The 15,045-nt window shown below is 71.3% G+C and carries 13 protein-coding genes; 10 read left to right on the forward strand and 3 right to left on the reverse strand.

The genetic code is table 11. The annotated features are described in order from the left end of the window. Window positions 1-21: 21 nt before the first annotated feature. The 4 genes from CBF90_RS09320 (at window position 22) to CBF90_RS09335 (ending at window position 4,946) form a co-directional block, all read left to right on the forward strand. A complete protein-coding gene (locus tag CBF90_RS09320) occupies window positions 22-495 on the forward strand; it encodes an S-ribosylhomocysteine lyase (protein WP_023952312.1) in 474 nt (157 codons plus the stop codon). 37 nt (window positions 496-532) lie between these two features. After that, window positions 533-1,177, forward strand: coding sequence for a hypothetical protein (locus tag CBF90_RS09325; RefSeq protein ID WP_088380442.1), 645 nt, complete (start codon window positions 533-535; stop codon window positions 1,175-1,177). An 81-nt stretch (window positions 1,178-1,258) separates the two neighbouring features. Further along, window positions 1,259-2,758: a PepSY domain-containing protein gene (locus tag CBF90_RS09330; RefSeq protein WP_088380443.1), complete on the forward strand. Its 1,500-nt coding sequence runs from the start codon at window positions 1,259-1,261 to the stop codon at window positions 2,756-2,758. A gap of 88 nt (window positions 2,759-2,846) precedes the next feature. Then, entirely contained in the window at window positions 2,847-4,946 is a 2,100-nt protein-coding gene (locus tag CBF90_RS09335; protein ID WP_064956128.1) for a glucose PTS transporter subunit IIA, read from the forward strand. Between the two features lie 106 nt (window positions 4,947-5,052). Here the strand turns inward: CBF90_RS09335 and CBF90_RS09340 are convergent, their stop codons facing one another. After that, the gene (locus CBF90_RS09340; RefSeq protein ID WP_088380507.1) at window positions 5,053-6,678 is read right to left on the reverse strand and encodes an FAD-dependent oxidoreductase; all 1,626 of its coding nucleotides are present in this window, start codon (window positions 6,676-6,678) and stop codon (window positions 5,053-5,055) included. Window positions 6,679-6,743: 65 nt separating this feature from the next. On the opposite strand from CBF90_RS09340, the gene CBF90_RS09345 reads away from it, so the two are divergent. Then, window positions 6,744-7,298 (forward strand): helix-turn-helix domain-containing protein, encoded by a 555-nt coding sequence (locus tag CBF90_RS09345; protein WP_023952305.1) that lies wholly within the window; start codon window positions 6,744-6,746, stop codon window positions 7,296-7,298. Between the two features lie 98 nt (window positions 7,299-7,396). On the opposite strand, the gene pgi is transcribed toward CBF90_RS09345, so the two are convergent. Both pgi and aztA read right to left on the reverse strand, forming a co-directional pair. Beyond that, on the reverse strand, window positions 7,397-9,082 hold the full coding sequence (gene pgi / locus CBF90_RS09350; RefSeq protein ID WP_088380444.1) for a glucose-6-phosphate isomerase: 1,686 nt from the start codon (window positions 9,080-9,082) through the stop codon (window positions 7,397-7,399). Further along, complete coding sequence (gene aztA, locus CBF90_RS09355; protein WP_023952301.1) at window positions 9,079-9,798, reverse strand: zinc ABC transporter ATP-binding protein AztA; 720 nt, start codon at window positions 9,796-9,798, stop codon at window positions 9,079-9,081. Before aztA ends, pgi begins: the two co-directional genes overlap by 4 nt. A gap of 54 nt (window positions 9,799-9,852) precedes the next feature. On the opposite strand from aztA, the gene aztB reads away from it, so the two are divergent. The 5 genes from aztB (at window position 9,853) to CBF90_RS09380 (ending at window position 14,999) form a co-directional block, all read left to right on the forward strand. After that, window positions 9,853-10,734 (forward strand): zinc ABC transporter permease AztB, encoded by an 882-nt coding sequence (gene aztB / locus CBF90_RS09360; protein ID WP_088380445.1) that lies wholly within the window; start codon window positions 9,853-9,855, stop codon window positions 10,732-10,734. Then, window positions 10,731-11,978: a hypothetical protein gene (locus CBF90_RS09365; protein ID WP_064956125.1), complete on the forward strand. Its 1,248-nt coding sequence runs from the start codon at window positions 10,731-10,733 to the stop codon at window positions 11,976-11,978. The genes aztB and CBF90_RS09365 overlap by 4 nt, the downstream gene beginning before the upstream one ends. After that, on the forward strand, window positions 11,975-12,877 hold the full coding sequence (locus CBF90_RS09370) for a metal ABC transporter substrate-binding protein (RefSeq protein WP_064956124.1): 903 nt from the start codon (window positions 11,975-11,977) through the stop codon (window positions 12,875-12,877). The genes CBF90_RS09365 and CBF90_RS09370 overlap by 4 nt, the downstream gene beginning before the upstream one ends. 29 nt (window positions 12,878-12,906) lie before the next feature. Then, a complete protein-coding gene (gene aztD, locus CBF90_RS09375; RefSeq protein ID WP_088380446.1) occupies window positions 12,907-14,091 on the forward strand; it encodes a zinc metallochaperone AztD in 1,185 nt (394 codons plus the stop codon). A gap of 77 nt (window positions 14,092-14,168) precedes the next feature. Beyond that, a complete protein-coding gene (locus CBF90_RS09380; RefSeq protein ID WP_088380447.1) occupies window positions 14,169-14,999 on the forward strand; it encodes a hypothetical protein in 831 nt (276 codons plus the stop codon). Window positions 15,000-15,045 lie beyond the last annotated feature (46 nt).

Below are 15,045 nucleotides of genomic sequence, written 5' to 3' on the forward strand. Positions count from 1 at the left end.
TCCGTGCCGAGGGAGGAAATCATGGCCGAGATCGAGAGCTTCACATTGGACCACACCGCCGTGCTCGCCCCGTACGTGCGGCGGATCGGCGTCGAGCACGGCCCCGGCGGCGGCACCATCACGAACTTCGACGTGCGATTCGTGCAGCCCAACGCGGGCGAGATCCCGACCGCCGGCATCCACACCATCGAGCACATGCTCGCGGGCCTTCTCCGCGACCGCATCGACGGCGTCATCGACATCTCGCCCTTCGGATGCCGCACCGGCTTCCACCTGCTGATGTGGGGCGAGCCCGAGGTCGCCGACGTCGTCGCCGCCCTGACCGGGAGCCTGCGCTTCATCGCCGACGAAGCGGTCGAGGCCGATATCCCGGGCGTCTCCGCCCTCGAGTGCGGCAACTACCGCGACCATTCCCTGCACTCGGCCCGCGAGTGGTCGAAGACCGTGCTCGATCAGGGCATCAGCCTCGACGCCTTCTCCCGCGTCGGGGTCTGACGACCCCGCGACCGACCGGCCGACCGAGCACCGCGACGTGACCTCCCCTCGCCACCAGCGCGCGCTGAGAGCCGGCGCGGCCGCGACGCTGGCGACGTTCGTCGCGCTCCTGTCGCATGTGGCAGCGGGGGGTGAACCGCCCTCGGGGCTGGGAGCCGCCCTGCCGTGGGCACTGTCGCTGGTGGTGAGCCTCGTCGTCGTCGGGCGTCGGCTCTCCGCGGTGCGGCTCGGAGCGGCGGTCACCGCGGCTCAGGTGCTCTTCCACGTCATGTTCGCGCTCGGTGTCGTCCCGCTGGCGGGATCAGCGGGTGTTTCGACGGCCGGAGCGAGCCAGACGACGCCGATGAGCCTGCATGCGGGACATATGTCGCTCCCGGCATCCCTGTCCGCGCCGGGCGCGCTCGCCGCGGTGGCACCGGATGCCGCGATGATCGGCGCCCACGTCCTGGCCGCCGTCGCGACCACACTTCTCCTGCACCGCGGCGAGCGACTACTCTCCGCGCTCCTCGGGCTCGCCCGGCGCATCGCCGTGCGTCTGCGCTCGGCGGCGCGGGATGCTGTTCCGCCGGCCCCGAACCCGCTGCGGGTGCGCGCGATCGTGTCGAGCGTCCGCATGCCCCGCCGGTGCGCCCTCGTCGCGGCGCCCGCGCGGCGCGGCCCTCCCGTTCTCCTCGCTCTCTGACGCCCCGGCGCCCGTCGGGGCGATCCGGCGTGCGCGCTCACCTTGCTTCGCGTGCCGGCACACCGACGACCGAGGAGTCTCATGTCCACCACCGAGTCGCGCACGCCCACCGGCGGCGCCCCCGACCCCGGCGGCGCGTCCGCCACCCCGTCCCGCGAACACGCCCCGCCGCGGCGACCGCGCGCGTGGGTGATGCCGCTGCTGCTGCGCATCCACTTCTTCGCCGGCATCCTTGTCGGCCCCTTCATCCTGATCGCCGCGGTCAGCGGGGCGATCTACGTCGTGACGCCGCAGCTCGAGCGCGTCGTCTACGCCCACGAGCTCAGCGCGCCGGTCACCGAGGCGACGCTCTCGATCGGCGACCAGGTGCGCATCGCGGAGGGGTACATCGGCGACGCCGCCTCGCTGGCGGCCGTCCGGCCCGCGCCCGCGGCGGGCGACACCACGCGCGTCATGTTCGCCCAGGACGGGCTCGGGCCGAGCGAGACGCGCGCCGTCTTCGTTGACCCGGGCACGGGGGATATCCGTGGCGACCTGACGGTCTACGGCACGAGCGGTGCGCTGCCGCTGCGCGCATGGGTCAGCGACCTGCACCGCAACCTCCACCTCGGCGAGCCGGGCCGCCTCTACAGCGAGTTCGCCGCGTCGTGGCTCGGCATCGTCGTCGTCGCGGGACTCGCGCTCTGGGTCGTGCGGCTGCGCAGGGCGCGCGTGAAGAAGGACCTGCTCCGCCCGAAGCGCGGTGCCACCGGGTATCGGCGCCTCTTCGGATGGCATGCGTCGCTCGGGGTGTGGCTCGTCGTCGGGGCGCTCTTCCTCTCGGCCTCGGGTATCACGTGGTCGACCTACGGCGGCGCGAACGTATCGACACTCCGGGCCGCGCTCTCGTGGCAGAACCCGACGTTGTCGACGGCGCTCGGCGACGACGGCCCCGCCGCCGCGGGCGCGCACGCGGACCACGGCGTCGTCGCGGCGCCGACGGCCGCGGTGTCGCCCGACACGTTCGACGACGTGCTCGCGGTCGCGCGCACCGAGAACGTGAACGTCGGCCTCATCGAGATCCGGCCGCCCTCGGCTGCGGGGCAGGCGTGGGTCGTCCAAGAGATCCAGCGCAGCTTCCCGACGGAGGTCGACGGTGTCGCGATCGACGGCGACACGCTCGCGGTCGTGGACCGGGTCGACTTCGCGGACTACCCGTTCATGGCGAAGCTCGCGCGGTGGGCGGTCGACCTCCATATGGGGTCGATGTTCGGGATCGTGAACCAGCTCATCCTCTTCGTGGTCGCCGCAGGGATCGCGACGATGGTCGTGTTCGGATACCTGATGTGGTGGAAGCGTCGGCCCACCCGCGACCCCGCTCGCCGGATGGGCACGGTCCCCGGCGAGGCCCTTCCGAACGCGCCGGTATGGGGTGTCGCGCTCGTGGCGGCCGTCGCGATCGGCATCGGGTACTTCCTTCCCCTCGTCGGACTGCCGCTCGCGGCCTTCGTGATCGCCGACGCGGTCGTGCAGGGATTCCGCGCCCGTCGCGCGCGGAGATCTTCCTCCGGGGGAGCGGAAACGAGTGTGGTCAGGCCATGACAGGTCAACCCCTCGTTCCCGGCGAATTCTCAGGGTAAAGTTCCGGGCGAAGAACTCCGGCCACCCGTCGGAGAACAGGAGAGAAGCCATGGCGACAAGCCCCGCTGAATCGATCGTCGACGCAGTCGGCGGTCCGGGAAACATCGAGAGTCTGACGCACTGCGCCACGCGCCTGCGTTTCCAACTGCGTGATTCGTCGAACGTCGATCAGTCGACGGTCGAGGCCATCCCCGGCGTCATGGGCGCCGTTCCGCAGGCCGGGAACCGGTACCAGGTCGTCATCGGCGGAGCCGTCCAGAACGTCTACAACGACATCAACGCGCTCCCCTCGATGTCGGGTGCCGGCGGTGGCGCTGTCGACGAGGACGACATCGACTCGGTCAAGGCGCGCGAGCGCGCGAAGGGCCCGCGCGGCAAGGTCGCCTGGCTCGACTCCCTGTTCGAGTTCCTGTCGGACTCGTTCCGCCCGATCCTCGGCGCACTGCTGGGCGCATCGCTGTTCATCACCTTCATGGCGCTGATGGCGACGCTCGGGGTCATCCCGGCCTGGAACGCCCCGGGCGTCGTCCTCGACCCCTCGTGGCAGTTCGTCAACCTGATGTGGCAGTGCGTCTTCATCTTCCTGCCGCTCATGGTCGCCTACAACGCGGCCAAGAAGGTCGGGGCCGACCCGTGGGTCGGCTTCGCGATCATGGCCGTCGTGATGCTGCCGCAGTTCTCGGGCCTCGCGACCCAGGAGGGCGCGCAGCAGATCAACTTCCTCGGTTCGGACATCACGACCGTCTCGGTCTTCGGTCTGCCGCTGACGATCTTCGACTACAGCTCGCAGGTGTTCCCGCCGCTGCTCATGGCGGGTGCGCTCGGGCTGCTCTGGAAGGGGCTGCGCAAGGTCATCCCCGAAAACATCCAGCTGATCTTCGTCCCCTTCCTGGCGATGCTGATCATGATCCCGCTCACGGCGTTCCTCATCGGACCCATCGGTGTGTACGCGGGTGCCGGTCTCGCGAACCTGCTGAGCTCGATCAACGACTTCTCGCCGTTCATCTTCGCGGTCGTCATCCCGCTCGCATACCCCTTCATGGTTCCGCTCGGCCTGCACTGGCCGATCAACGCGATCATGCTGCTGAACATCCAGAACCTCGGCTACGACTTCATCCAGGGCCCCATGGGTGCGTGGAACTTCGCCTGCTTCGGCGCGACCGCCGGCGTGCTGTGGATCTCGTGGCGTGCCCGTGACAAGCAGATGCGGCAGACGGCGACGGGAGCCCTCGCGGCCGGTCTGCTCGGCGGCATCTCGGAACCCTCGCTCTACGGCATCCACCTGCGCTTCAAGCGCATCTACCCCCGGATGCTGGTCGGATGCCTCGTCGGTGGTCTCATCATCGGCATCGGAGGTGGCGTCAAGACGCAGGCGTTCGTGTTCACGTCGCTCCTGACGATCCCCGCCTTCGACTCGGTCGTCCTCTACGGCATCGCCGTGCTCGCGGCGTTCGTCGTCGCGATGGCCCTCGTCATCATCAGCGACTACCGCACGCCCGAGCAGCGCGCCGAGTTCGAGGCGCAGCGCGACAAGGCCGAGGCGAAGGCCGGCGCGACGGCTGCCGGTGCTGCGGCAGCGCCTGCTGCGGCTGCGGCCTCGGGCTCGGGCTCGTCGACGGCGACCCCCGCGCAGACCGCTCCGGGAACCGCCACCGCGACCCTCGACAAGCCCGGCGCCACCGACGAGGTGTCGGCGGCCTTCGAGATCGCGTCGCCTCTCGACGGCACGGTCGTCGCCCTCTCCGAGGTGCCCGATCCGGTCTTCGGCGGCGGCGTCATGGGTCCGGGTGTCGCGATCGAGCCGACGGGGAACACCGTCGTCTCGCCCGGTGCCGGAACCGTCGCGGCCGCTCAGCCGACCGGTCACGCGTTCGGCCTCCAGCTCGACAACGGGGCCGAACTGCTCATCCACGTCGGCATCGACACCGTCAACCTGAAGGGCGAGGGCTTCGAGGTCCACGTCAAGGCCGGCGACCGCGTCGAGCAGGGCACCCCCCTCGTGACGTTCGACCGTGCCGTGATCGAGAAGGCGGGCTACCCGCTGATCACGCCGGTGATCGTCCTCAACGGCGACGCCTTCGCGACGGTCGACCCCGTGGGCCTCGGCTCCACGACCGCCGGTGCCCCTCTCCTGATCCTGGAGAAGTAGCCCCCGCTCCCTCCCTCCCTCCCCGAACGTCGACTCGCCACGAATCGCGGATGCCGGGCCTCCGGCATCCGCAGATTCTGGCGAGTCGACGTTTTGTGCTGCGGGGTCAGAGGAGGCGGCGGAGGAGGAGGACGCCGTCGAGCAGGTGTGGGGGACGAGATGCGGCGGGCGCGGACGCGACGGGGGCCCGGCGCTCGTGGATCTCCCGGCGCTCGACGACCTCCTCGCGCTCGACGATCCACTCGGCGGGGTCGAGCTCGAGCACGGCGCGCTCCTCGGCGGGCGTCGCGAACGGAGGATGCTCGTGCGCCTCTACGTCCTCGGGCCCGCGCGGCGGTCCACCGGCGTGCGACACGACGAGCAGGCGCCCGCCCGGGGCGACGTGGCGGAGGGCGGCGCGCAGGAGCGGGATGCGGGAGAACTCCGGGTCCCACGAGTGCAGGAAGCTCGTCGTCACGAGGTCGAACTCCCCGAGCTCCGCCGCGTCGATCTCGCCCGCGACGAAGGTCGCGTCGAGCTGAGCGTTCCGGGCGGCGGCCCGGGCGCGCGCGACCGCCGTCGGCGAGAGGTCGACCCCCGTCACCGACCACCCGCGCGAGGCGAGCCACAGCGCGTCACCGCCCTCGCCGCACCCCAGGTCGAGAGCGGTGGTCGGAGCGAGCGAGCCCGCCGCCTCGAGCTCGGCGATCACCGTCGAGGTCGTCTCGTTCACGCGGCCCGACCAGACCCGGTCCGTCTCGGCGTATCGCGCCTCCCAGTCGGCGGCATGACCGCGGCGGCGCTCCACAGCTGCCGCGGCGTCGAGGGCGACGAGAGCGGCGTTGACCGCTGCGCCGGCCATCGACCCGGCGCCCATCGACAGGGGCACGTTCGCCATCGGTGCGACGACGTTGCCGGCGGCCCACACGAGGGGGTGGCTCGTCGCCCCCGCCGCGTCGACCGCGATGAACGACCCGACCGGTCCGTCGGAGCGGGCGAGGTCGAGCCCCGCGAGGAAGCCGTCGTGAGGCTCGAGGTGTCCGCCGGTGAAGATGGCGTCGATCGCCACGCGCTGCCCGTCGGCGGTCACGACATCGCCGATCGCCGCGTCGTCGGCGTCGTCCGCCGCTTCCGCCGGGCCGGTGACGGCGACCACGGGCGACGCGACGGTGCGGATGCCGCGGGCACGGAGCCGCTCCCGGACGTCGTCGCCGAGGTCACCCGCTGCCGCTGTGAACGCCACGACGTCGGGGCTCCACTGCCGTACGAGCTCGATCTGGTGCAGGCTCATCGGCGACGTCGCGAGCACGCCGATCCGGCGATCGCGCACCTCCCAGCCGTGGCAGTAGGGGCAGTGCAGCACGGTCCGCCCCCAGCGCTCGGCGAGCCCGGGCACGTCGGGCATGCGGTCGGAGACGCCGGTCGCGACGAGAAGCGCTCGCGTCGTGATCCGCTCGGTGCTTCCGGCGAGGACGACCTCGAGGCCGCCGTCGATCTCGGTCACCGATGCGACGCGCGCCGAACGGAAGGCGACGCCGTAGCGCTCCGCCTCTTCTCGACCGCGCCGGCGGAGCTCGGAGGGCGAGGTGCCGTCGAAACCGACGACGGCGTGCATGTGCTCCGCGAAACGATTGCGCGGGGAGTCCGAGTCGAGCACGAGGGTGCGGCGGCGAGCCCGCCCGAGCATCTGCGCGGCGCTGAGGCCGGCGGGTCCGGCACCGACGATGACGACGTCCTGATCGAGGTTCTGCATGTCCACAGCATCCGGTTTCGAATGCGCGCTGGCAAACCCGTTTGCAGAAATGGCAAACTTGACCCATGACCGGATTGGATCAGATCGGCCCACGCCTGCGTGCGGCGCGGCAGGAACGCGGGCTCACCCTCGACGAGCTCGCGGAGCGGGCGGGCATGTCGACGAGCACGCTCTCGCGGCTCGAATCGGGCAAGCGTCAGGCGAACCTCGAGCTTCTCGTCCCGCTCACGCGGCAGCTCGGCATCCGCATCGACGACCTCGTGCCCGCCGAGCATCCCGATCCCCGGGTGCGTCGGCCCGCGACCATGCGGCACGGCCATGTCGTCGCACCGCTGACGCGCGAGACCTCGCCCGTGCAGACCTACAAGGTGACGTTCCCGCCGTCAGCTGAGGCGCCGTCGCCGCGGGTCCACGACGGCTTCGAGTGGTTCTACGTGCTGAGCGGACGCATCCGGCTCGTGCTCGACGACCAGGAGCTCATCCTCTCGCGGGGCGAGGCGGCGGAGTTCGACACCCGCACCCCGCATTCCATCAGCGCGGTCGGGACGCGCCCCGCCGAGGTCATCAGCATCTTCAACGCCGCCGGCGAGCGCATGCACACCCTGACGACCCCCTCCTGACCCCGCCCCGTTACCCGTCGACTCGCCGAGAACTGCGGATGCCGGCGCCCCGGCATCCGCGTTCTCTGGCGAGTCGACGGGGAGAGAGAAAGGGGGCGTCAGGAGTGGCGGTGGGTGCGATAGTAGGCGAGGAGAGCCTGGGTCGAGGCATCCTGCGCGGCGAGCGCGTCGGCGTCGCCCTCGATCGCGGGCGCGATCTGCAGGGCGAGCTGCTTGCCGAGCTCGACGCCCCACTGGTCGAACGAGTTGATGCCCCAGATCGTGCCCTGCGTGAACGTGATGTGCTCGTAGAGCGCGATGAGCTCGCCGAGCACCCTGGGCGTCAGCGCGGGCGCGAAGATCGACGTCGTCGGACGGTTGCCCGCGAACGTGCGTGCGGCGACGAGCGCTCCGGTCGTGCCCTCGGCCTCGACCTCCTCGGCGGTCTTGCCGAAGGCGAGCGCCTTCGTCTGGGCCAGGAAGTTCGCCAGGAACAGTCCGTGCACGTCGCGCCCGCCGTCGGTGAGCGGATGGGCCGGGTTGACGAAGGCGATGAAGTCGGCGGGGATCAGCCGCGTGCCCTGGTGGATGAGCTGGTAGAACGCGTGCTGGCCGTTGGTGCCGGGCTCGCCCCAGAAGACCTCGCCGGTGTCGGAGGTGACGGGGGTGCCGTCCCAGCGGACCGACTTGCCGTTCGACTCCATCGTGAGCTGCTGCAGGTAGGCCGCGAAGCGGTGCAGCTGCTGTGCGTAGGGCAGCACGGCGTGCGTCTGGGCGCCGAGGAAGTTGGTGTACCAGACGTTGAGCAGGCCCATGAGAACGGGCACGTTCTTCTCGAGCGGGGTGGATGCGACGTGCTCGTCGACCGCGTGGAAGCCGGCGAGCAGGTCGCGGAACGCGTCGGGGCCGAGCTCGATCACGAGCGACAGGCCGATCGCCGAGTCGACGGAGTAGCGGCCGCCGACCCAGTCCCAGAACCCGAACGCGTTGGCGGGGTCGATGCCGAAGGCCTCGACCTTCTCGAGCGCGGTCGAGACGGCGACGAAGTGGTGCGCGACGGCATCCGTCTTCTGCGCCTCGCTGTCGTCGATCGCACCGGCCTCCTGCAGCCCGGCCCACAGCCAGTCGCGGGCGAGGCGCGCGTTGGTGAGGGTCTCGAGGGTCGTGAAGGTCTTCGACGCGACGATGAACAGCGTCGTCTCGGGGTCGAGGTCGGAGGTCTTGTTCGCGATGTCGAACGGGTCGATGTTCGACACGAACCGTGCCTGGATACCGGCCGTGGCATAGGGGCGGAGGGCCTCGGAGATCATGACCGGCCCGAGGTCGGAGCCGCCGATGCCGATGTTGACGACGTGGGTCACCTTCTTGCCGGTGATGCCGGTCCATTCGCCGGAGCGAACCCGATCGGCGAACGCCGACATCTTCTCGAGCACGGCCTGCACGTCGGCGTCGATGTCCTGCCCGTCGACGACGAGCTCTGGTGAGGCGTCCGCGGGTCGTCGCAGCGCCGTGTGGAGCACGGCGCGGTCTTCGCTGGTGTTGATGTGCTCGCCCGAGACCATGGCGGCGTAGCGCTCGGCGACGCCGGTCTGCTCGGCCAGGCGCACGAGGGCGGCGACGATCTCGTCGGTGACGAGGTTCTTCGACAGGTCGACGTGCAGGTCGGCCAGCGGCATGCTCAGACGCTCGACGCGTCCGGGGTCGCTGTCGAACCAGCCGCGGAGGTCGGGGGTGAAGCCGTTCTTCAGCGACTCGAGGTCGTTCCAGGCGGCGGTGGTGGTGGCATCGATGGGAGCAGCGGTCACGCTCTCACGGTAGCCGCGCCGCCGTGTCCGCGTCCACGCGGCGCGGCGGGAGAACTCTCGACCACGCGCCCGTCGACGAGCCGGCAGACGGCGTCGACCTCGCCGAGCTCGGCCAGATCGTGCGTGACGGCGACGACGGCCGTGCCCGTGCGCGCCACGGCGGCCAGAGCGGATGCCACGGCGTCGCGGGACGCCGCATCCAGTCCGCTCATCGGTTCGTCGAGCAGCAGCAGGTCGGCGTCCTGGGCGAGAGCCTGCGCGATGTGCGCGCGCTGGCGCTGGCCGCCCGAGAGCAGTCCGAGCGGCCGCCGGGCCAGCGGGGTGAGCCCGACGGTCTCGATCGCCTCGGCGACGCGTGCGCGGTCGTGGCGGCGCAGTGGCAGGAACGGTCCGCGCTCGCGCCAGCGCCCCATCGCGACCAGGTCGGCCACGGTCAGCGGCAGGCGGGCGCCGTCGTTCGAGGTCTGCGGCACGAGACCGACGCGGATGCCGGGGTCCCGGCGCACCGTTCCCGAGGTGGGGGCGAGGAGTCCGGCCGCGATGGCGATGAGCGTCGACTTCCCCGAGCCGTTGGCCCCCACGATCGCGAGGAGCTCACCGCCCATCAGGTCGAGATCCACCCCGCGGAGGGCGAGGTGTCCGTCGAAGGCGACGGTCACCTCACGCAGGGCGACGACCGGGCCGCGGGCGACGGGAGCGGGGCTGAAGCTGGGCATCGACTCAGTATTGCAAATGAAAACGGTTCTCACTTTCATGTAAGGTCGTCGACCGTGTCCCTCCTCTTCGACCCCTTCGCCGTCACGTTCGTCCAGCGCGCGCTGCTCGGCGGCACGCTCGTCGCGGTCGTCTGCGGCATCGTCGGTACGTGGGTCGTGCTGCGCGGCATGGCGTTCCTCGGCGAGGCGATGGCGCACGGCATGCTCCCCGGGGTGGCCGTCGCCACCCTCACGGGCTTCCCGCCGATGGCCGGCGCCGCCGTCAGCGCGGCGGCGATGTCGCTGGGTGTCGGCGCGTTGCAGCGGCGCGGCCGTCTTTCCGCCGACACGAGCATCGGCCTGTTGTTCGTCGCGAGCCTCTCGCTCGGAATCATCGTCATCTCGGCCTCGCGCAGCTTCGCAACCGATGCCTCCGCGATCCTCTTCGGCGACATCCTCGCCATCGGGTCGGCTGATCTCGTCGCCCTCGCGGCCGCCCTCGCCGTCACCGTCGCCGTCGCGGCGCTCGGGCACCGGTCATTCGTCGCGCTGACCGTCGACCCGCGTCAGGCGCAGCTGCTCGGTCTCCGGCCCCGTGCCGCCCACATCGTCCTCGTCGGGCTCGTCACGCTCGCAGTGGTCTCGGCGTACCAGGCGGTCGGCTCTCTCCTGGTGGTGGGCATGCTCCTCGGGCCCGCCGTCGCGGCCGGCCAGTGGACCCGGCGCATCGTCCCCACGATGATGCTCGCCGCTGTCATCGGCACCCTGTCCGTCGCCGTCGGCCTCCTCGTCTCGTGGCACGCCGCCACCGCCGCCGGGGCCACCGTCGCCTTCACCGCGATCTGCTCGGGGGCCATCTCGACCGGCATCCGCGCCCTCATCCGCATTCCGACCCGCCCGGACGGACGCCGCGCGCCGGCGTCCGTCATCCCGAACACCCCGGAAAGGACCGCATGAGAACTCGTGCACCTCTCTCGCTCATCGCTCTCACGGCCGGTGCAGCCCTCCTCGCCGGCTGCCAGGCCACTCCCTCGGACTCGGCCGCCGAGACTCCCGACGCCGATGCCACAGCACTCGGCGACGGGCACGGCGCCATCGCCGGAGCGCGCGAGCTCGCCGAGCCCGCGCTGCACCTCACCAGCATCGGAACCGACGGTGCCGTGCACCACCTCGACCTGATCGACGAGCAGTCCGAGCTCCTCGGCGAGATCGCTCCCGCCGACACCCTCGACAGCGAGGGACGCTTCCTCTTCGCGGGCCGTGAGGGCGAGGTGTCGATCATCGACAGCGGCGTGTGGACCTGGAACCACATCGACCACTTCCACTACTACGAGGCTCCGTCCCGCATCCTCGGCGAGCTCGAGGGCTCCGGCGCACCGCGAACCGTGACGAGCGACCTCGGGGTCGGCGTCTACTTCGACGGCGGCGACCACGGCGACGACCGCAGCGGCGAGGCCGTGCTGCTCGACTTCGACGCGCTGAAGAAGGGCGACATCGTCGAGAGCTTCCGCCTCGACCTCGATGCCCCCGGCTCCCTCGTCGCGCCGATCCCCGGGGGAGCGCTCATCGCCGATGCGCGCGCGGGCGAGATCCGCCGTGTCGACGCCTCGGGGACGGAACTCGACACCACGCCCTGCACCGAGCCGGCCGGGTCCATCACGACCAATGTGGGCGTCGTCGTCGGCTGCGCCGACGGTGCCGTGCTCGCCGTCTCGGATGCCGCGGGAACGACTCTCGAGCGCGTCCCGTATCCCGAGGGCGGGCCGAGCCGCGCCCTGTCGTTCGCCAACCGCGAGGGCCGGCCCACCGTGGCCGGTCGAACCGAGTCGTCGGCGTTCTGGCTGCTCGACACCCGCGAGCGGTCGTGGACGGCACACGACGCCGGCGAGCCCATCGTCCGCGTGACGGCGGTCGACGACGCCGACGACACCGTGGTCGCACTCGCCGCCGACGGCTCGGTGATCGTCATCTCCGGTGCCACGGGAGGGCAGCTCTCGCGCACGGAACCGCTGGTGGCGGCGTCCGTCGCCGACCCCGCGCTCATGGCAGGCGTCGACCTCGTCGCGGATCAGCGTCGCACCTACCTCAACGGGCCGGCGGAGCGAACGCTGTTCGAGCTCGATCCCGCTGACGGCGGCCGGGTGGCCCGGAGTTTCCCGACCGAGCATGCGCCCGCTCTCTTCGCGGAGACGGGCCGATGAAGCGGGTCGCGCTGGCTCTCGGCCTCTTCCTCGCGGGAGCGGTCTCGCTCGCCGGCTGCTCGGCGGGCGGAAGCGACCGCCCGACCGTCGTCGTGACGACCAACATCCTGGGCGACATCGTGCAGAATCTCGCCGGCGACGAACTCGACGTCGTCACCTTCATGCCGCGAGACGCCGATCCGCACTCGTTCGAGCTCTCGGCCCAGGACGCGGCGGCGATGCGCAGCGCAGACCTCGTCGTCTCGAACGGTCTCGGGCTCGAAGAGGGCGTGCAGCACCACGTCGACGCATCTGCCGCCGATGGCGTGGCTCAGTTCGTCGCGGGTGACCACGTCGAGACCCTCGGGTACCTCGACTCCGACGCCGTCGACCCGCACTTCTGGACCGATCCGACCCAGACCGCCCGTGTCGTCGACGCACTCGCCCCGGTCCTCGCCGACCTCGCCGGTGACGGCGGACGGAACGTGACGGATGCCGCCGACGAATACGCCGCGGAACTGGAGACGGTCGACGCCGAGATGGCCGCCGGCCTGGAGGCCATCCCCGCCGAGCACCGGGCCCTCGTCACCAACCATCACGTGTTCGGCTACCTCGCGCGCCGTTACGACGTGCGCATCCTCGGCGCGGCCGTCCCGGGCGGGACGACCCTCGCGGCCCCCAGCGCCTCCGACCTGCGGGAGCTCGTCGATGCGATCGATGCGGCCGGCGTCCGCACCATCTTCGCCGACTCGTCGCAGCCGGACCGGCTCATGCGCGTCCTCGCCGACGAGGCGGGGCGCGACGTGTCCGTCGTGCCGCTGCTGACCGAGTCGCTCGCCCCGGAGGGGCAACCCGGCGACACCTACCTCGACATGATGCGCCAGAACCTCCAGCGCATCACCGACGGCCTCACCCGATGAGGCATTTCCCTGGAAAGGAAACCCACCCCATGAAGAGAACCCTGCAGTTCGGCGTCCTCGCCGGCGCCGCAGCCCTGGTGCTGGCGGGATGCTCGTCCTCGCCCGCCGCGACGTCCAGCCCGTCGGGCGACGCGTCGGCCGAGGCGTCCGCGCCCGCCGGTCCGCGCGTCGCGCTCGGCTACGAGGGCGGCGTGCTCGTCCTCGGCGGCGAGGAGCTCGAGGTGATCGGAGACTTCGACTCCGAGGACTTCATCCGGCTCAACTCGGCCGGTGACGGCCGTCACGTCATGGTCACCACGTCGGAGGGCTTCCAGCTGCTCGACGTTCAGCAGCCTGAGCTCACCGACCTCGTCGTCCCGGCGGCCGCCGCCGGACACGTCGTCGTTCACGGCGGCAAGACCGTGCTCTACGACGACGCGACGAGCGACACGACGATCTTCGACACCGCCGACCTCGCACAGCTCGACGGCACGCTGCCCGACGCCGAGGTGATCCCCGGCGTCGAAGCGCACCACGGCGTCTCGGTCGAGCTCGAGGACGGCACACTGCTGACCACCGTCGGCGGAGAGGCCGGGCGCACCGGCATCCGCGTGCTCGATGCGGACGGCGCCGAGGTCGCGTCCAACGCCGACTGCCCGGGCGTCCACGGTGAGGGCACCGCCGAAGGCGAGCGCGTCGTGTTCGGCTGCGAGAACGGCGCGATCATCTACGACGGCGGCGAGATCACCAAGGTCACCTCGCCCGACTCCTACGGCCGCATCGGCAACGCCTTCGTCGCCGAGGACAGCCCGCTCGTCGTCATGGACTACAAGGACGACCCCGACGCCGAGGGCTACCTGCTGCGCAACATCGCCCTCGTCGACACCGAGGCGAAGTCGCTGACCAAGGTCGCGCTGCCCGCCGGCGTCGAGTACACCTTCCGCGGCATCGCGCGCGGGCCGGCCGGCGAGGCCGTGCTGATCGGCACCGACGGATCGCTGCACTGGATCGATCCCGCCACGGGGGGCATCACGAAGTCCCTGCCCGTGGTCGACCCGTGGGAGGGTCCGGCCGAGTGGCAGGCTCCGCACCCGGCCGTCAAGGTCGCGGGCGACATCGCCTACGTCACCGACCCGGCGGACAGCGAACTCGTCGCCGTCGACCTCACGACGGGCGAGATCGTGCAGACCGTGAAGCTGCCGCACGTTCCCAACGAGATCGCCGCCGTCTCCTGACGCGCCGCGCCGCCGCATCCGCTCCGGTCACCGGGGCGGATGCGGCGGACGTCCGACGCCGCCGTTAGCCTGGCGTCGTGCCGGCCGTCTCGACCTCGCAGCGCACGTATCGCTACCTGCGCCTGACCCTCGCGGGCGCGCCGGTGGCCATCATGCTCGCGGTGCTCTTCGCGATCCCCGACGTGGGAGTGCTCCCCAGCGTCAGCCACTACTTCTACAGCTCCGCCCGCACCGTCTTCTCCGCCGCCCTGGTCGCGGCAGCGGCCTGTCTGCTCGCCCTCTCCGGGCGGGGGCCGCAGCGGGTGCTGCTGGATGTCGCGGCGCTCCTGGCTCCGCTCATCGCCATCATCCCCACGCCGATCTCGGCCGGCGAGGTGGTCGGCATCGTCGTCGACTGCGCCGCCCCGTGCGTCCCCGCCGGGTTCACGGATGACCTCGACAACGCCCTGGCGACCTATCTCGTGATCGGCGCCGTCGTGCTCGCGATCGGCCTCGTGCTGGCGCGACGCGGCGACGTCGCCCTCCGCGACGCGGGGCCGACCCTCGCCCTCGCGGCGGCGGTGCTGGCGGGCGTCGCCCTCGTGTGGACGCTCGTGCCGCAGCTGCTCGTCCGCTACGGTCACGCCGTCGCGGCGTTCGGATTCTTCATCATCATCGCCCTCGTCGCGCTGGCCGAGGCGCTTCGGCCCTCCGACGCGCATCCACCCGCGAAGCGGATGCGGATCGGCTACGTCGTCGTGGCGATCGCGCTCCTGCTCGACCTTGCCACCACTGTCGTGTCGGCGGTGCTGTTCGACCTTCCCGTCGTGCTGGCGGGAGAGCTCGTCGCCCTGGCACTGTTCCTGGTGTTCTGGATGATGCAGACCGCCCAGAAGTGGTCGCTCGCCGACCCCGCGCTGCGAGCCTGACGGGCGACCCGGAATCCGCTCTTCTCCGTGTCGGCGACCGGGTCTA

Source organism: Microbacterium sp. AISO3, from assembly GCF_002204305.1.
GTDB lineage: Bacteria > Actinomycetota > Actinomycetes > Actinomycetales > Microbacteriaceae > Microbacterium > Microbacterium arborescens.